Origin of the sequence: Pseudomonas citronellolis (genome assembly GCF_001586155.1) — a bacterium.
Classification (GTDB): Bacteria; Pseudomonadota; Gammaproteobacteria; order Pseudomonadales; family Pseudomonadaceae; genus Pseudomonas; species Pseudomonas citronellolis.
In genome coordinates, this window is sequence record NZ_CP014158.1 from 2180900 (window position 1) to 2198076 (window position 17177).

Below are 17177 nucleotides of genomic sequence, written 5' to 3' on the forward strand. Positions count from 1 at the left end.
GGCTCAGCGCCGGCGGTTGCGCCAGGCGCGCCACCAGGCGCCGCTGAGGACGAAGCGCGGGAAGGTGACGAACTGCTCGGCGAGCAGGCGGCTCACGGCGTCCTTGCGGTCGCTGAACGGCTCGGGGGCCTGTTCCTCCAGCTTGTGTCCGCGGCCCTGGATGGCCAGCGCCGCGGCCATGCCGATGACGCCCAGCAGGATGCTGCCCAGGCTCAGCTTGAACAGCCCGCCCAGCAGCACCAGGGCGGCGACCACGAACAGCGGCACCGCCACCAGGTGCAACGCCAGGTTGGTCGGGTTGCGGTGGTTGGCGGCGTAGCCTTGCCATTGCCAGGCGAACAGGTTGGGATGACGTTTGCCCATAGGCGGACTCCTTTTCCGGTCTTGCCCGTTTTCACGGACGCTTGCACAAAGTCTAGGTCTCTGGCGGGTGCGCGGCGAGTGACTATCGCCTATGGCTTCGATAGCCGGAAACGACGCGGCCCGGACAATGCCGGGCCGCGTGGGGCAGGGCGGGGCGATTACAGGCGCAGCTGGCGGATCGCCCGGCTCAGCTCGCCGGCCAGCTCGGCCAACTGGTGGCTGGTGCCGGCCGAATCCACCGTCTGCTGCACGGTCAGCTCGGTGACGTCGCGGATGCCCACCACCGAGCGCGTCATTTCCTCGGCCACCTGGCTCTGCTGCTCGGCGGCCACGGCGATCTGCGTGTTGCTCTCGCGCATCAGCGCCACCGCACCGGCGATGGCCGCCAGCGCCTCGCCGGCCTCCTGGGCCTGCTCGACGCAGCCGTCGGCCTTGATCGAGCTTTCCTGCATGAATTCCACGGCGTCGCGGGTGCCGGACTGCAGCGCGTTGATCATCTGGGTGATCTCGTCGGTGGAGTCCTGCACGCGCTTGGCCAGGTTGCGCACCTCGTCGGCCACCACGGCGAAGCCGCGGCCCATCTCGCCGGCGCGGGCGGCCTCGATGGCGGCGTTGAGGGCGAGCAGGTTGGTCTGCTCGGCGATGCCATGGATGACGCTGACCACGCTGCTGATCTTCTGGCTGTCCTCGGCCAGCTGCTGGATCATCTGCGCGGTCTGTTGCACACCCTGGGACAGCCCGGCGATGGACTCGCCGACGCGGCCCACCACCTGCTGGCCGGCGCCGGCCAGGCGGTCGGCTTCCTGCGACTGGTCGCGGGTGTCGGCGGCGTGCTGGGCGATGTGGTGCACGGTGGTGGACATCTCGTTGATCGCGGTGGCGGCCTGGTCGGTCTCGCTCTGCTGGCCGAGCATGCCCTGGCGCACCTGGCCCATGCTCTGGGCGAGGGTGCGCGCGCCTTCGTCGAGGCGCCCGGCGGCCTGGGCCACGGTGCCGACCACGCGCTGGTAGCCGGCCTGCATGGCGTTGAAGGCAGTGGCCATCTGGCCCACCTCGTCGCGGCTGTCCAGCGGCACGCGGGCGGAAAGGTCGCCGCTGCGCTCCACGTGCTGCATCACATCGCGCAGCTTCAGCAGGTGGGTGAGGATGAAGCGGATCAGCAACTGCGAGGCGGCCAGCAGGGCCATCATCAGCACCAGCACCGCGCCGGCGTAAGCCAGGGCGCGCTCGCCGAACACCTGCCAGAGATCGGCCCCGGGGGCCAGCACCGCGATGCGCTGGCCGTCGCCGGCATCCCGCACCCAGGCGCCGGCCAGCGGGCCGAGGCGGCTGGAGGCGCCGCCCAGGTCGACCCAGCCGTTGCCGCGAGCCAGCGCGCCGGTGTCCACGCCCGGCAGTTGCGGGGCGCTGCCGCTGGCGAAGCTCAGCAGGTTGTCGGCGCTGGGCAGCGCCGTGCCGGCCGGCCAGTTCTGCAGCAGCCGGGCCTGGGCCTCGGCGCCCTGGCGGGCGGCCTGGTTGCGTGCGTCCACCTCCTGGTGCATGGCGAACAGCACGAGCAGCAAGGTGGTGAAGAAGGCGACCGCGTTCACGGCCCAGAACTTGTACTTCAGAGAGATATCGCGGATCCAGGCGCCCATGGGGATGCTTCTTGTAGTGGGAATGATGGCTTTTGGCCTTCATTCTCGTTGAAGAGAAGAAGTCTGTCTTGATGAGGGTCAAGACAGCTTCGCCTCCCAGGTTAGCGTCGCTTTCCGGACATTCTTGAGGGGTATTCGTCAGCCTTGTTCGGCAATTTCCGACAGGCCAAAGAAGCGCCGGGCGCAGGCCGTGGTATGGGCCGCCAGGTCGTCTTCCGTCTCGCCGCGATGCAGGGCGGTGATGCGCAACACCTCGGGGAGGAAGGCCGGCTCGTTCTGCCCGTGCTTCGGCTTTGGCCGCAGGCTGCGCGGCAGCAGGTAGGGGGCGTCGCTCTCCAGCATCAGGCGGCCGCGGGGGATTTCCCGCACCAGCTCCTGCAGGTGGGTGCCGCGGCGCTCGTCGCAGATCCAGCCGGTGATGCCGATGTGCAGGTCGAGATCGAGATAGTTGTATAGCGTGCGCCGCTCGCCGGTGAAACAATGCACCACGGCGGCCGGCAACTGGTCGCGGAAGCCCTTGAGGATGGCCAGCAGGCGCTCGCCGGCGTCGCGCTCGTGGATGAACACCGGGCGCTGCAGCTCCACGGCCAGGGCCAACTGCTCCTCGAAGGCCTTTTCCTGTTGCGGTCGCGGCGAGAAATCCCGATTGAAGTCAAGGCCGCACTCGCCGACCGCGCGTACCCTGTCTTCCGCCAGCAGGCCCCGCAGGGTGGCGGCGCTGGCGCTGTTCCACTGCGAAGCATCGTGCGGGTGGACACCGGCGGTGCAGAACAGCCGTTGGCCGCTTTCGTCGTATTCGCGGCACAGGCGCAGGGCGGCTTCGCTCTCGTCGAGGCTGGTGCCGGTCAGCACCATCTGCACCACGCCGGCGCCGATGGCCTGCTCGATGACCGCCTGTAGCCGGTTGGCGAAAGTCGGATGAGTGAGGTTGACGCCAATGTCGATCAGTTGCATGTTTCTTCCCTTCGGGCGGGCAGCATAGCAGAATCTTCTTTTTTCTTAAGAAAGCCTTAAAAAACAGCCTGTTGAATGCACTTGTGAAAGTGCTTCGGGAATTTTGGATTGGCATCGATCTCCGCTTGTGAGACGCTCGCGCCCCTTTTTTCGGGGCCGGGAACTTGTAAGGGACGCCGCTTTCTCAGGACCGCCGGCGAATCACCAATCCTTGGAGACCTGGATGACGCGACTGCTGCTGCTCTCCCTCTGCCTGCTGGCACTGCTGCCGCAGCCGGCGGCCGCGCGCCTGACCAGCCAGCCGGACAACTGGCAGCGCGAGAGCGCCGACACCCGCGACCTGGCCAGCATCCGCAGCAGCGGTGTGCTGCGCGTGCTGGTCAACCAGAGCCGCAACAGCTCCGGCGAGATCAAGGGCGAGCCCATCGGCGTCGAGTACAACCGCCTGCGCGCCTTCGAGCAATACCTCAACGACAACGCCCCCGGGCGCAAGCCGCTCACCCTGAAGTTCATTCCCAAGGCCAAGGACCAGTTGCTGGCCGCGCTGCTGCGTGGCGAAGGCGACCTGGTCGCCCCCGGCGAGGTGCTGGTGGCCCGCGACGGCCAGGACGTCGCCGCCAGCCTGCCGTGGCGCCAGGATGTGCCGCTGGTGCTGGTTTCGCGCCAGGGCAACAAGCGCTATGCGCGCCTGGAGCAACTGGCCGGCAAGCGCATCGCCCTGGCCCCCGGCAGCGCCGCCGGCGAGGCCATCGGGCAGGTCAACGAGCGCCTGGCGCAACGCCGCCTGGCGCCCATCGGCATCGACTGGGTGGACCCGTCCCTGGCGGTGGAAGACGTGTTGGAGATGGTCCAGGCCGGCATCTATCCCTGCACCGTGGTGGAACAGCCGATCGCCGAGCGCTGGGCCAAGGTGTTCAAGAAGATCCGCATCGACCGCCACCTGGTGCTCGACAACCGCCGGAACATGACCTGGTACGTGCGCCGCGACGCCTCCATGCTGCACGCCAGCGTCGACCGCTTCCTCAAGGACTACCACGCCCCGGCGGAGCAGGACGGCAACTTCCAGCGCCTGTACCGCCATGCCTACCAGGTGCGCAACCCGCTGGAGAAGGGCGACCGCAAGAAGCTCGAAGCGGTGCGCCCGACCCTGCAGCGCTTCGCCGAGCAGTACCGCCTCGACTGGCTGGCCCTGGCCGCGGTGGCCTACAAGGAATCCAACCTCACCCCCGGCGCCCGCGGCGCGTCCGGCGCCACCGGGCTGATGCAGGTCACCCCGGCGGCGGCGCGCAGCGTCGGGCTGCGTTCGGTGGAGGGCAAGGAGAACAACGTGCAGGCCGCCAGCAAGTACCTGGCCATGCTGCGCCGCAGCTACTTCAACAGCCCGCGCATGGACGAGCACGAGCGCCTGGGCTTCATCCTCGCCGCCTACAACATCGGCGCCGAGCGCGTCCAGGGCCTGCGCGCCCAGGCCCGCCGCCAGGGCCTGAACCCGGACCGCTGGTTCTTCCAGGTGGAGCGCGTGGCGGCCCAGGAAGTGGGCATGGGCGTGGTGAACTACGTCAGCAGCGTCAACAAGTACTATCTTGCCTATCAGCGGGAGCGCGATGGGTTGGAGTCCCGGCAGCGGGTAGCTTCCGTCCAGAAGTAATCGGTCTTTCCGATATGTTTTAGCGTGTTTTTGCGCTTTTTGTATCGATTGAATGATCTATATTGCTTCTCACGCAACGACGGTTGCCTCACCCTTTCCTCTGCACAAGGACGCACCATGAACGCTCTGGTCAAATCCATTCTGTCCACCAACGCCGGCGTCGGCCTGGCCGTGCTGCGCATCACCACCGGCCTGACCTTCATGGCCCACGGCTCGCAGAAGCTCTTCGGCCTGTTCGGCGGCCCGGGCCTGTCGGGCATGGCCCAGTGGCTGGAGTCCCTCGGCGTGACTCCCGGCTACCTGATGGCCACCCTGGCGGGCAGCGCGGAGTTCTTCGGCGGGCTGTTCCTGGTGCTCGGCCTGCTGGTGCGCCTGGCCAGCATCCCGCTGATCGTCGCCATGCTGGTGGCCGTGTTCAGCGTGCACATCGCCAATGGCTTCTTCATCACCAACAACGGCTTCGAATACGCCTTCACCCTGATCATGATCAGCGTGGCCCTGCTCATCAGCGGCGCCGGCCCCTTCTCCCTGGACCGCAAGCTCTCCAGCTGAGCGATCCCGCGGCCATGAAAAAGGCGGATGCCCAGCGGCATCCGCCTTTTTTATTTTCATTGTGCTTCAGCCCAGCAGGTGCTGCACGCCGCTGTTGATCAGGCCGCCGCCCAGCAGCAGGAAGACGAACAGCCCGGCGCCCAGCAGCAGCGGTTTGGGGCCTTCGCGGCGCAGGTCGCCGAGGCGGGTGGCCAGGCCCAGGGCGGCCATGGCCATGCCCAGCAGTACGTCGTCCAGCTGCTGCAGCGGCGCCAGCCAGGCTTCCGGCACCAGGCCCAGCGAGCGCAGGCCGGTGACCAGCAGGAAGGCCACGGCGAAGCCGGGGATGTGCAGGCGGCGCTTGCCTTCGGCCGCCTCCTCGCTGGCGGCGAAGCGCCCCAGGCAGAGCAGCGCCGGGGCCAGCAGCAGGACGCGGAGCATCTTGCTGATCAGCGCGGCGTCGGCGGCGGCCGGGTCCATGGCGCGACCGGCGGCGACCACCTGGGCCACCTCGTGGATGGTCGAGCCGCTGAAGATGCCGAAGGCCTTGGCGCTGCCGAACAGGTGCGGCAGGTGGGCGAACAGCAGCGGGTGCAGGAGCATGGCCAGGGTGCCGAACAGCACCACGGTGGCCACCGCCACGGCGGTGTGCTCGGCGCGGGCGCGCAGCACCGGGCTGCTCGCCATGACCGCGGCGGCGCCGCAGATGGCGCTGCCGGCGCCGATCAGTAGGGCGCTCTCGCGCGGCAGCTTGAGCCAGCGCACGCCGACCCAGCCGGCGACCAGCAGGGTGCTGGCGACCATCAGCACGTCGATCACCAGCGCCGCCGGGCCGAGGGCGGCGATGTCCTGGAAGGTCAGGCGCAGGCCGTAGAGCACCACGCCCAGGCGCAGCAGTTGCTGGCGCGACAGCTCGACGCCGGGGCGCAGGCCGCCGAAGCGGGCCAGGCCGAGGTTGCCCAGCAGTAGGCCGAGGAGGATGGCCAGGGTCAGGCTGCCCAGGCCGAGGTGACTGATGGCGGGGATGCGCACCAGCAGGTTGGCGGCGCCGGCGATCAGCAGGCAGAGCAGGGCGCCGGGGACCAGGTAGGGCGTGCGGCGCAGGCGGGTAAGCATGACGGGCTCCTTGTGTAAGGTGCTGCCATGGTGCGCGGCGGGCGCTTAGTGTAAAAACGGATTGTTCTTATTGGATCAAACGGTTTTATCGATATGGCCCCGCGAATCACCCTGCGCCAGCTGGCCACCTTCACCGCCATCGCCGAGCACGGCAACGTGACCCAGGCGGCCGCCGCCATCGCGCTTTCGCAATCGGCGGCCAGCCAGGCGTTGCAGGAGCTGGAGCGCACCCTGCAGACGCGCCTGTTCGACCGCAGCGGCAAGCGCCTGGCGCTCAACGACAACGGCCGCGCCCTGTATCCCCGGGCCTGCGCCCTACTGGCCCAGGGCGCCGAGCTGGAGACGCTGTTCCAGCACGCGCCGGTGCAGCTGGCCCTGGGCGCCAGCCGCAGCATCGGCGGCTACCTGCTGCCGCGGGTGATGGCCGGGTTCCTCGCCGAACTGCCGGACAGCCGCCTGCAACTGCAGGTGGCCAACAGCCGCGAGATCCTGGCCGCGCTCTGCGAGTTCCGCCTGGACGTGGCCTACATCGAGTCGCCCATCCAGCATCCGCAGGTGCAACTGTTGCCGTGGATCGAGGACGAGCTGTTGCTGGTCGCGGCGCCCGAGCATCCGCTGGCGCGGGCGGCGCAGGTGACATTCGAGCAGTTGGCGGCGACACGCTGGATCCTCCGCGAGGCTGGCTCCGGCACCCGGGTAACCTTCGAGCAGCAGGTGCTGCCGCGCCTGGGCAGCCTGGCGGCGCCGCTGGAGGTGAGCAACGCCGAGGCGATCAAGCACCTGGTGGCCAGCGGGGCCGGCATCAGCTGCCTGTCGCGGCGGGTGGTGGCCGACGAGCTGGCCAGCGGCGAGCTGGTCGCCCTGGACAATCCCCTGGGGCCGCTGCGGCGCACCTTCTTCCGCGCGCTGCACGTGGACAAGTACCCGACCCAGGGGCTGCGTCGCTTCCTCGATTACGCCGAGGCGTGGGCGGCGCTCAATCGCTGAGCGTCCGTTCGCCGTCCAGGGGCCAGCGGCCGATGGCCCGGTAATGCACGCCGTGGGGACCGTTTTCCGAGCTGTACAGCACCAGCTCGCGGGCTGGCCAGGCGAATTGCGCCTCGGCATCGGGTGCATGGCGGCAGTGACGGGCCAGGGTCAGGTGCGGGCGGAAGGGCCGCCGCTCGATCTCGAAGCCGCTGACCTGCAGGGCATCTTGCAGGGCCTGGACCAGGCTGGGCAGCGCCGGCGGGATGGTCGTCGGCGCCAGGTGCAGGATGCCGTTGCGCCAGCGTTCCAGGCGATCCAGCAGCAGTTCGAAGGGCGTGCGCGGCAGGCTCGCGCCCAAGGCCAGCAGCTCGGCCTTGCGGGCGCGCGGCACCGAGCCGAGAAAGGCCAGGGTGAGGTGCAGGTTGGCCGCCGCCACTGGCTGGCCGTCGATGACCAGGCCGTCGCGCCAGGCGGCCAGGGGCGCGCGGATTTCCTCCGGGCAGGGCAGGGCGAAGAACAGGCGCAGGGGTGGGGTGCTCATCGGGGCTCTCTCGTCGGCCGGAAGTCGCCTTGACAGTATCGCCGGGGCTTCTCTAGGATGCCGCACAGCGCCGATTTAAGTAGCAACTTGCGGGGCGCTGATGCCTCAGGGGCATCGAAATACCGCTAAAGCGCTGGTTCGGTGTGCCTCTCGCCGCGTCCAGCAGGACCCCAGAGGCGGAGACATGACACCATGACCTGTCCCAATCCCCAGGTGCGCCTGGCCCCCATCACCACCGGCCTTTTGCGGCGCAACCCACGCATCCTGCTGTGCGGCCACCACCAGCCCACCCTGGTTCGCTACCTTGAAGGCTGGCCGAAGCGCTGGCAGGGCTCGCGCACCTTCCTCATCCAGTTCGCCGCCGACCTCGCGGAAATCGCCCGCTTCCCCCGCGACCATTTCGACTTCGCCGTGATCCAGTCGCCGCGCGCCGAGGAACTGCAGCCGCTGGTCCACGAGCTGACCCGCGTCGCCCGTCAGGGGCTGATCACCCGCCGGCCGCCGGTGTTCTGAGGGGGCGATAGCCGGAACCACCGGCGCGATTCGCGGATGAGATCCGCTCCTACGCTGCCCCGCCCGCGCCATTCCCTTGTAGGAGCGCGCCTTGCGCGCGAAATCGCGGGCAGGCCTGCGGCCCCCTCACCCTAACCCTCTCCCGGAGGGAGAGGGGACCGTTCGGCGTGCGTTGGTGTTTCGGCGTTAGCCGGCTAGCACAGGGATTGCCGGCTGAAACCCGGCCGTCTCTCGGCACAGCCTGGCTCCCTCTCCCTCCGGGGGAGGGCTGGGGTGAGGGGAAAGCCCGCTCCTACAGGTTGCACGGCATTCCCCCGTAGGAGCGGACCTTGTCCGCGATAGCCGGAACCACTGGCGCGATTCGCGGATGAGATCCGCTTCTACGCTGCCCCGCCCGCGCCATTCCCTTGTAGGAGCGCGCCCTGCGCGCGAAATTGCGCCCCCTCACCCTAACCCTCTCCCGGAGGGAGAGGGGACCGTTCGGAGTGCGTTGGTGTTTCGGCGTTAGCCGGCTAGTACAGGGATCGCCGGCTGAAACCCGGCCGCCTCTCGGCACGGCCTGGCTCCCTCTCCCTCCGGGAGGGGACCGTTCGGAGTGCGTTGGTGTTTCGGCGTTAGCCGGCTAGCACAGGGATCGCCGGCTGAAACCAGGCCTCCTCTCGGCACGGCCTGGCTCCCTCTCCCTCCGGGAGAGGGCTGGGGTGAGGGGAAAGCCCGCGCGCCGATGTCATTCCCCTGTAGGAGCGCGCCCTGCGCGCGATTCGCGGGCAGGGCCCGTTACAGGTTGCACGGTATTCCTCCCCCCGTAGGAGCAACTGTCTTGCGCCGAGGTGCTCTTCGTAGGATGGGTTGAGCTTGCGAAACCCATGCGGTTGCGCTGATGGGTATCGCTTCGCTCAACGCCATCCTACGAAAAGCCGTGCTTCCTGGGACCGTAGGAGGGGGCCTTGTCAGCGATTGCACCGCGGGGCTTCGCTCAGGGATAGTCGATCTCGACCACGAACCAGAGCTTCTCGCCCGCCGGCGTCCGCACCACTACCTCGGCGTCCAGTTCCTTGCCCACCAGGGCGCGGGCCAGGGGCGAGTCGATGCTGATCTGGTTGCTGCGCAGGTCCAGTTCGTCCGGGCCGACGATGCGGTAGCGGGCCTGTTCGCCGTCCTCGTCCTCCAGCGTCACCCAGGCGCCGAAGTAGACCTTGTTCGGGTCGCCCGGACGGTCGCGCACCACCTTGAGGTTCTCCAGGCGCTTGCGCAGGAAGCGCACGCGGCTGTCGATCTCGCGCAGCATCTTCTTGCCGTAGATGTACTCGGCGTTCTCCGAGCGGTCGCCGAGCGCGGCTGCCTCGCTCACCGCCTGGGTCACCTGGGGGCGGCGCACGTTCCACAGTTCGTGCAGTTCGGCGCGCAGGCGTGCTTCGCCTTCGGGGGTGATCAACGGGGTTCCGGCGGTGCGCGGCGGGCGATAGCGGCTCATGGGGTTCCGGCTGTGGCTGGGCAGGCCAGGAAGTCTATCAGCCTTCGCGGAGCAGGCGCAGCGGGCTCAGGGTCAGCGCCCGGCGCGTGCCGAACAGCCCGGCGCCGCCCACCAGCAACGCGCCCAGCAGCGGCAGGCCGAGCAGCCAGGGGTGCGGATGCCAGGGCAGCTGGAACACCAGGCTGTAGAGCAGGTAGCTGATCAGCTCGCAGCCCAGGGCCGCCAGCACGCCGCTGACCGCGCCGAGCAGGGCGAACTCGCTGCGCCGGGTGCGTTGCAGCAGCTCGCGCTCGGCGCCCAGGGCGCGCAGCAGGGCGCCCTGGCGCAGGCGTTCGTCGAGGGTCGCCTGCAGGCCGGCGAAGAGCACCACGAAGCCGGCGGCGAGGACGAACACCAGCACGTATTCCACCGCCAGGGTGACCTGGTCGAGGATGCTGCGCAGCTGCGCCAGCAGCACGTCCACCGGCAGCAGGGTGACGGTGGGGAAGGCGCGGGCCAGCTCGATGGCGCTGCGCTGGTCGCTGGCGGGCAGGTAGAAGCTGGTCAGGTAGGTCACCGGCAGGTCGGCGAGGGTGCCGGGCTGGAAGACCATGAAGAAGTTCGGCTGGAAGTTGTCCCACTTCACCGAGCGCAGGCTCTGCACCTGCACCTCGCGGGTCTGCCCGGCGACGTTGAAGCTCAGGCGGTCGCCGAGCTTGATGCCGAGGTTGCCGGCGAGCTTTTCCTCCACCGAGACGCCGGGCAGTTCGCCGGCCGGCGCGTCGTTCCACCAGCGCCCGGCCACCAGCTGGTTGCCGGCGGGCAGCTTCTGCGACCAGGTCAGGCCGAGGTCGCGCTGCAGGGCGCGCTCGCTGCGCACGTCTTCGCTGAGCGCCTGCACCGGCTGGCCGTTCACCGCCACCAGGCGCCCGGGGACCATGGGGAACAGCCCTTCGGCGTTGGGCGAGACCTGGCGCACGCGGGCTTCGAAGGCGTCCTTTTCCGCCGGCAGGATGTTCAGGGCGAAATAGTTGGGCGCGTTGGCCGGCAACTGGGCGTGCCAGGTGTCCAGCAGTTCGCCGCGCAGCAGGGCGATCAGCGCCATGGCCAGCAGGATCAGGCCGAAGGCCAGGCTCTGCCCGGCGGCGGCCAGCGGGTGGCGCAGCAGCTGGCCCAGGCCGAGGCGCCAGGGCAGGCTGGCGCGCGACAGCAGGCGGCGCAGGCCGTTCAGGGCGAGCAGCAGCAGGGCGCCGAGGATGGCCGCGGCGACCACGCCGCCGCCCAGCAGGGCCAGGGTCAGGCGCAGGTCCAGGCTCAGCCGCCACATGATCAGGCCCAGCGCCAGCAGCGCGCAGCCGTAGGCCAGCCAACTGCGCATGGGTACTGGCAGCAGATCGCTGCGCAGCACACGCAGCGGCGGCACCCGGCCCAGGGCGGCCAGCGGCGGCAGGGCGAAACCGGCGAGGGCGACCAGGCCGGTGGCCACGCCGGCCAGCGCCGGCACCGGCCCGGCCGGCGGAATCTGTGGCGGCAGCAGGTCGCCCAGCAGCGTCACCAGGCCGAGCTGCGCCAGGTAGCCGAGCAGCGCGCCGAGCAGGCTGGCGGCCAGGCCCAGGCTGAACAGCTGCAGGCCATAGAGCAGCAGTGCTTCGCGGCGCGTCAGGCCCAGGCAGCGGAGCAGGGCGCTGGCGTCGAAGCGGCGGGCGGCGAAGCGGTTGGCCGAGAGCGCCACCGCCACGCCGGCGAGGAGGATGGCCGCCAGGCTGGCGAGGTTCAGGTAGCGCTCGGCGCGTTCCAGGGCGTCGCCGATCTGGCGGTTGCCGTGGTGCGCGTCGAGCAGCCGCTGGTTCGCCGCAAGCCCCGGCTCCACCGCGCGGCGGTAAGCCTGCAGGGCCTGGCCGTCGCCTTCCCAGAGGTCGCGGTAGCGCACCCGGCTGCCGGGCTGGACCACGCCGGTGGCCTCCAGGTCGTGCAGGTTCATCATGACCCGCGGGGTGAGGCTGTAGAAGTCGCCGGCGCGGTCCGGCTCGTAGGTCAGCACGCGGGCGATGCGCAGGGCCTGGCGGCCGATCTCGATGCTGTCGCCGACCTTCAGGTCGAGGCTGGTGAGCAGCCGCGACTCCACCCAGACCTCGCCGGGTTGCGGCCGGCCGCCGGCGCGTTCCGGCTCCAGGGGCGCGGCCGCGCTCTTCAGCTCGCCGCGCAGCGGGTAGCTGTCGTCCACCGCCTTGACGCTGCTGAGCTGGATGCCCTGGTCGGTGGCGATGACGCTGGAGAACTCGACGCTGTAGGCGTGCTTCAGGCCCAGGCGGTTGCCGCTGTCGATCTGCTCTGGCATGGCCGGCTGGGTGCCGCTGAGGACCAGGTCGGCGCCGAGGAATTCCGAGGCGCGCACCAGCATGGCGCCGTTCAGCCGTGCGCTGAAGTAGCCGATGGCGGAGCTGGCGGCCACCGCCACCAGCAGGGCGAAGAACAGCACGCGCAGCTCGCCGCTGCTCCACTCGCGCAGCAATTGGCGCAGGGCCAGGCCGAACAGGCGCGACAGCGGCAGCGACTTCATCGGCTCAGGGCTCCGCGTGGTCGATCAGGTGGCCGCTTTCCAGGCGGATCTGCCGCTGGCAGCGGTGCGCCAGGCGCTCGTCGTGGGTGACCAGGACCAGGGTGGTGCGGCGCTCGCGGTTGAGTTCGAAGAGCAGGTCGCTGATGCGCTCGCCGGTGGTGCTGTCGAGGTTGCCGGTGGGCTCGTCGGCGAACAGCACGTCGGGTTCGGCGGCGAAGGCGCGGGCGATGGCGACGCGCTGCTGCTCGCCGCCGGAGAGCTGGCGCGGGTAGTGGGTCAGGCGCTGGCCCAGGCCGACGCGCTCGAGCAGGGTTCGGGCGCGCTCGCGGGCGTCGCTGCGGCCCTCCAGTTCCAGCGGCAACATGACGTTTTCCAGGGCGTCGAGGCTGTCGAGCAACTGGAACGACTGGAAGACGAAGCCGACGTGGGCGGCGCGCACCCGCGCGCGCTGGTCCTCGTCGAGCTCGCCCAGGCGGTGCCCGGCCAGTTCCACGCTGCCGCCGCTGGGCTCGTCGAGCCCGGCCAGTAGGCCGAGCAGGGTGGACTTGCCGGAGCCGGAGCTGCCGACGATGGCCAGGCTGTCGCCGCGCTGCAGGGCCAGGGAGAGGTCGTGGAGGATGGTCAGCTCGCCTTCCGCGCTGGGAACGACCTTGCTAAGGTTGCGCGCGGTGAGAATGCTTTCGCTCATGGAGGGTCCGATGCGTGCATGGCTATCGAGCGTCTGCCTGGCGTTGCTGCTGGTCGCCCAGCAAGCCGCGGCGCAGACGCTGCTGGTCGTCGGCGATAGTATCAGCGCCGGTTTGGGGGTGGATACCGGCCGCGGCTGGGTCAGCCTGCTGGAGCAGCGGCTGAAGGACGAGGGTTTCGACTACCGGGTGGTCAATGCCTCGGTCAGCGGCGACACCAGCGCCGGTGGCCTGGCGCGCCTGCCGGCGCTGCTTTCCGGGGAGAAACCCAGCGTCGTGGTGATCGAGCTGGGCGGCAACGACGGCCTGCGCGGGCAGGCGCCGCAGCAATTGCAACAGAATCTTGCTTCGATGGTCGCGGCCTCGCGCCAGGCCGGGGCCAAGGTGCTGCTGCTGGGCATGCGCCTGCCGCCCAACTACGGTGAACGCTATACCCAGGCTTTCGCCCGGGTGTTCCAGCAGGTTGCCGAGCAGGGCGGGGTGCCGCTGGTGCCGTTCTTCCTCGATGGCGTGGGCGGCGTGCCGCAGATGATGCAGGCCGACGGCATCCATCCGGCCGTGGCTGCGCAGCCGCGCCTGCTGGACAACGTCTGGCCGCAGCTCAAGCCGCTGCTCTGATCGCCGGGCTGTCGGAAGGCTTCCCCGCGCGGGGGCTTTCCGCTATGTTTGCGCACCCTTCAGGAGCCGCCATGTCCCGCCCCGCCTGGACCCTCTTCGCCTACCAGCTGATCGAACCCGATTCCCAGCTCGATCTGTTCGCCTGCCGCGAGGTGCGCGTGCATCTCGTCGCCCGGCAGCTGGAGCTCGGCTCCCCCGCGGACCGCACCCTGTGCGGCGGCCTGCTGCCGGCGCAACCGCTCTGGCGCGAGGCCCGGCGGCCGCAGCTGCGCGACCGGCGGCTGTGCCCGGAATGCCTGAAACGCCTGGAACAGGAAAAACGCGGGCAACGATTTTCCTGGGTATTGTGAACTCTCCCGGAAAATAGGGTCTGAGTGGTACACTACCGCCCCCTCTGTCAACTGTGCTCTCGCCAAGGATCTCCGGATGTTGTCGCGTGTTATCGCCGCCTGCTCGCTGTCTTTTGCCGCGCTGCTCTCGGCCGGCCCCGTTTCCGCCCTCGAGCTGCCGCTGCCGGCGCCCGGCGAGGATATCGTCGGCCAGGTGCAGGTCATCAAGGCCAAGTACGAAGACACCTTCGCCGACCTCGGCCAGACCTATGACCTGGGCTACCAGGAGATGCTCGCCGCCAACCCGGGCGTCGACGCCTGGCTGCCCGGCGTGGGCACCGAGGTCATCATCCCGACGCGCTTCATCCTGCCGCCGGGCCCGCGCGAAGGCATCGTGATCAACATCGCCGAGTACCGCCTGTACTACTTCCCCAAAGGCAAGAACGTGGTCTACACCTACCCGCTGGGTATCGGCCGCGAGGGCTGGGGCTCGCCCATCGCCCACACCAGCATCGTCGCCAAGACCAAGGACCCGGCCTGGTACCCGCCGGCGTCGATCCGCGCCGAGCACGCCGCCGACGGCGACCCGCTGCCGACCGTGGTGCCGCCGGGGCCGGACAACCCGCTGGGCCCGTTCAAGATGTCGCTGGGCGTTCCCGGCTACCTGATCCACGGCTCGAACAAGAAGTTCGGCATCGGCACCCGCACCAGCCACGGTTGCTTCCGCATGTACAACGGCGACGTGACCGAGCTGTTCCCGATGGTGCCGGTGGGCACTTCGGTGCGCATCATCAACGAGCCGTACAAGTTCGGCCGCAGCGAAGGCAAGATCTACCTCGAGGCCCATACGCCGATCGACGACCACGGCAACCCCTCGGTCGTGGATAAGCACACCGCGGTGATCAACGCGCTGCTCAAGCGTGAAGACATCGCCAACCAGATGCAGATGGACTGGAACGTGGTGCGCGAAGTGGTGGCGGCCGAAGACGGCCTGCCGGTGGCCATCGCCATGCCGCAGCAGCCCGGTTCCTCGGTGGCTGCCAGCGAGAACACCACCGTGCAGATGCCCTGACGCCTGCGCCGTTGTGCCGAGCCCGCCGACCGCAAGGTCCGCGGGCTTTTCATTGCCTAGGAGAAAGTCCGGGCAATAAAAAAGCCGACCTCGAGAGGTCGGCTTTTCGAACAGATCCGAGGATCTATTACTTGCGGCTGGCTTTGTCCAGCATACGCAGAGCGCGCTCGTTAGCCTCGTCAGCAGTCTGCTGGGCTTTCTGAGCAGCGGCCAGAGCTTCGTCAGCGTGACGATAGGCTTCGTCAGCGCGGGCTTGGGCACGGGCAGCGGCGTCTTCAGTAGCGGTCAGACGGGCTTCGGTTTCTTTCGAGTGGCTGCTGCAACCGGTGGCCAGAACAGCAGCCAGAGCCAGAGCAGAGAATTTCAGAACGTTGTTCATCGTGTTCCCCTTAAGGTGGACATTTCCATTAAAGCAATTCCCCATGGGACTGGGAAATTAGCCGGACTACATAGTACTCATTACTTGTAGTAAGTAAACTGACCAAGCGCAAGTACGGCACTTTTTTTTCATGCCGGGCCTGCTTGAACTCTTAATTGCCCGGTAGTTGTGCAAAAAATGTGCAAGTGTCCGCGGCTGCCCTACAGCGGGGCTGTTGGGAGGAGCCGAGGCGAGGGCGGAATATCCGAGTATAGACGTCCGAAGTAATGCTAAAACGCGATAGGACGAAAGTCTGCTGGGAACTAATGGCGACTAACTGTGTCGCCAATTGCAAGGGTGCATTGCGAGTGCAACGCGCTGGAACGAAAAAGCCCGGCTAACTTCATCAGTCAGCCGGGCTTTTTGATCTGGCGGTGAGGGAGGGATTCGAACCCTCGATACGGTTTCCCGTATACACACTTTCCAGGCGTGCTCCTTCAACCGCTCGGACACCTCACCAGGGTTTCGACAGCGCTGTGTCTGTCGAGGCGCGCACTTTACTCAAAGGTTTTCCGAAAGGCAAATGTTTTTTCAACGGATTCATCGGCTTAAGGACGTCGAGGGGAAACCGGGGCGGCCCGCCTTGCTAAACTGGCGGCTTCCTTCCAAAGGCGAGTGCGATGGCGAGCTGGGACATCTTCTGCTGCGTGGTGGACAACTATGGCGACATCGGCGTGACCTGGCGCCTGGCGCGCCAGCTCGCCGGCGAGCATGGCCAGGCGGTGCGCCTGTGGGTGGACGACCTGAATGCCTTCGCGCGGCTGTGCCCCGGGGCCGATCCGGCGCTGCCCGGCCAGCGCCAGGCAGGCGTCGAAGTCCGCCACTGGCCCGCGCGTTGGGAAGACACGCCGGCCGCCGACGTGGTCATCGAGGCATTCGCCTGCCCATTGCCGCCGGCTTACGTGGAGGCCATGCGCGAGCGCGCCGTGCCACCGCTGTGGCTGAACCTGGAATACCTCAGCGCCGAGGACTGGGTGGCTGCCTGCCACGGCCTGCCTTCGCTGCAGGCCAACGGCCTGCAGAAGTACTTCTATTTCCCCGGGGTGCAGCCGGGCGTCGGCGGCCTGCTGCGGGAGGCGGGGCTGATCGAGCGGCGCCGGGCCTTCCAGGCGGACGACGCCAGCCGCCGGGCATTCCTGGCCTCCCTTGGCGTGGAAGTGGAGGGTAGGGAGCGTCTGATTTCCCTGTTCGCCTACGAGAACCCGGCGCTGGCGCCCTGGCTGGACGCGCTGGCGCAAGACGCGCAGCCGACGCTGCTGCTGATCCCCGAAGGGCGGGTGCTGGGCGATGTCGCCGACTGGCTGGGCCTGCCGGGGCTGGCGCCGGGCGACCGCCATCGGCGCGGCAACCTGCGCCTGCAGGTATTGCCGTTCGTCCGCCAGGAGGACTACGACCTGCTGCTGTGGAGCTGCGACCTCAACGCGGTGCGCGGCGAGGATTCCTTCGTCCGCGCGCTCTGGGCGGGGCGGCCATTCGTCTGGCACATCTATGAGCAGGAGGAGGGCGTGCACCTGGAGAAGCTGGACGCCTTCCTCTCTATCTATACCCAGGGCATGGAGCCCGGGCTCGAGGCTGCCCTGCTGGCCTACTGGCACGCCTGGAACGGCCTTGGCGACGCGGCGACGGCCTGGGCGGCGCTGCAGCAGCGGGCCGGAGCCTGGCGGGAATGGGCGCTGCGCTGGAGCGAAAAGCATGCCGCACAGCCGGATCTCGCCGCGGGGCTGGTGCGTTTTTATACAAATTGGCTATGATACGTCCCCTGTTTTTTG

At 68.6% G+C, this 17177-nt stretch carries 17 protein-coding genes and 1 tRNA gene; 8 read left to right on the plus strand and 10 right to left on the minus strand.

The features are described from left to right. Positions 1-3: 3 nt before the first annotated feature. From PcP3B5_RS09895 to PcP3B5_RS09905, 3 genes are all read right to left on the minus strand, one after another. Positions 4-363 carry an Mpo1-like protein gene (locus PcP3B5_RS09895; protein WP_061561149.1) on the minus strand — a complete coding sequence of 120 codons (360 nt, stop codon included), beginning with the start codon at positions 361-363 and terminating at the stop codon, positions 4-6. A gap of 158 nt (positions 364-521) precedes the next feature. Next, the gene (locus PcP3B5_RS09900) at positions 522-2000 is read right to left on the minus strand and encodes a methyl-accepting chemotaxis protein (RefSeq protein WP_009621550.1); all 1479 of its coding nucleotides are present in this window, start codon (positions 1998-2000) and stop codon (positions 522-524) included. A 138-nt stretch (positions 2001-2138) separates the two neighbouring features. Continuing rightward, a complete protein-coding gene (locus PcP3B5_RS09905) occupies positions 2139-2954 on the minus strand; it encodes a TatD family hydrolase (protein ID WP_009621553.1) in 816 nt (271 codons plus the stop codon). Between the two features lie 223 nt (positions 2955-3177). Here PcP3B5_RS09905 and PcP3B5_RS09910 point away from each other — a divergent pair, with 223 nt between their 5' ends. Beyond that, complete coding sequence (locus tag PcP3B5_RS09910; protein ID WP_061561150.1) at positions 3178-4602, plus strand: MltF family protein; 1425 nt, start codon at positions 3178-3180, stop codon at positions 4600-4602. Between the two features lie 117 nt (positions 4603-4719). Next, positions 4720-5154: a DoxX family protein gene (locus PcP3B5_RS09915; protein WP_009621557.1), complete on the plus strand. Its 435-nt coding sequence runs from the start codon at positions 4720-4722 to the stop codon at positions 5152-5154. A 66-nt stretch (positions 5155-5220) separates the two neighbouring features. Here PcP3B5_RS09915 and PcP3B5_RS09920 read toward each other — a convergent pair whose 3' ends face one another. Further along, a complete protein-coding gene (locus PcP3B5_RS09920) occupies positions 5221-6249 on the minus strand; it encodes a YeiH family protein (RefSeq protein WP_061561151.1) in 1029 nt (342 codons plus the stop codon). Positions 6250-6342: 93 nt separating this feature from the next. On the opposite strand from PcP3B5_RS09920, the gene PcP3B5_RS09925 reads away from it, so the two are divergent. Then, complete coding sequence (locus tag PcP3B5_RS09925; protein WP_009621560.1) at positions 6343-7236, plus strand: LysR family transcriptional regulator; 894 nt, start codon at positions 6343-6345, stop codon at positions 7234-7236. On the opposite strand, the gene thpR is transcribed toward PcP3B5_RS09925, so the two are convergent. Next, on the minus strand, positions 7226-7759 hold the full coding sequence (gene thpR / locus PcP3B5_RS09930; protein ID WP_061561152.1) for an RNA 2',3'-cyclic phosphodiesterase: 534 nt from the start codon (positions 7757-7759) through the stop codon (positions 7226-7228). The genes PcP3B5_RS09925 and thpR overlap by 11 nt on opposite strands. A gap of 192 nt (positions 7760-7951) precedes the next feature. Here thpR and PcP3B5_RS09935 point away from each other — a divergent pair, with 192 nt between their 5' ends. Next, positions 7952-8272: a hypothetical protein gene (locus PcP3B5_RS09935; protein WP_009621564.1), complete on the plus strand. Its 321-nt coding sequence runs from the start codon at positions 7952-7954 to the stop codon at positions 8270-8272. Between the two features lie 976 nt (positions 8273-9248). Here the strand turns inward: PcP3B5_RS09935 and greB are convergent. Genes greB through PcP3B5_RS09950 form a run of 3 tightly spaced genes read right to left on the minus strand, consistent with a single transcriptional unit; the run spans position 9249 to position 12973 of the window. After that, entirely contained in the window at positions 9249-9746 is a 498-nt protein-coding gene (gene greB / locus PcP3B5_RS09940; protein WP_009623511.1) for a transcription elongation factor GreB, read from the minus strand. Between the two features lie 37 nt (positions 9747-9783). Then, positions 9784-12276, minus strand: a complete 2493-nt coding sequence (locus PcP3B5_RS09945) for an ABC transporter permease (protein WP_145923977.1) — start codon at positions 12274-12276, stop codon at positions 9784-9786. 13 nt (positions 12277-12289) lie between these two features. Further along, a complete protein-coding gene (locus PcP3B5_RS09950; protein WP_061561154.1) occupies positions 12290-12973 on the minus strand; it encodes an ABC transporter ATP-binding protein in 684 nt (227 codons plus the stop codon). 10 nt (positions 12974-12983) lie between these two features. Here PcP3B5_RS09950 and PcP3B5_RS09955 point away from each other — a divergent pair, with 10 nt between their 5' ends. From PcP3B5_RS09955 to PcP3B5_RS09965, 3 genes are all read left to right on the plus strand, one after another. Beyond that, complete coding sequence (locus tag PcP3B5_RS09955; protein WP_009623508.1) at positions 12984-13589, plus strand: arylesterase; 606 nt, start codon at positions 12984-12986, stop codon at positions 13587-13589. A 71-nt stretch (positions 13590-13660) separates the two neighbouring features. Continuing rightward, a complete protein-coding gene (locus PcP3B5_RS09960; RefSeq protein ID WP_009623507.1) occupies positions 13661-13939 on the plus strand; it encodes a hypothetical protein in 279 nt (92 codons plus the stop codon). Between the two features lie 76 nt (positions 13940-14015). After that, a complete protein-coding gene (locus tag PcP3B5_RS09965) occupies positions 14016-14990 on the plus strand; it encodes a L,D-transpeptidase family protein (protein ID WP_009623505.1) in 975 nt (324 codons plus the stop codon). A gap of 127 nt (positions 14991-15117) precedes the next feature. Here the strand turns inward: PcP3B5_RS09965 and oprI are convergent, their stop codons facing one another. Beyond that, entirely contained in the window at positions 15118-15369 is a 252-nt protein-coding gene (gene oprI, locus PcP3B5_RS09970) for an outer membrane lipoprotei OprI (RefSeq protein ID WP_024128796.1), read from the minus strand. 408 nt (positions 15370-15777) lie between these two features. Next, positions 15778-15867 (minus strand) — tRNA-Ser (locus PcP3B5_RS09975). A gap of 161 nt (positions 15868-16028) precedes the next feature. On the opposite strand from PcP3B5_RS09975, the gene earP reads away from it, so the two are divergent. Further along, the gene (earP, locus tag PcP3B5_RS09980; protein ID WP_061561155.1) at positions 16029-17159 is read left to right on the plus strand and encodes an elongation factor P maturation arginine rhamnosyltransferase EarP; all 1131 of its coding nucleotides are present in this window, start codon (positions 16029-16031) and stop codon (positions 17157-17159) included. The last annotated feature ends 18 nt before the right edge of the window (positions 17160-17177 follow it).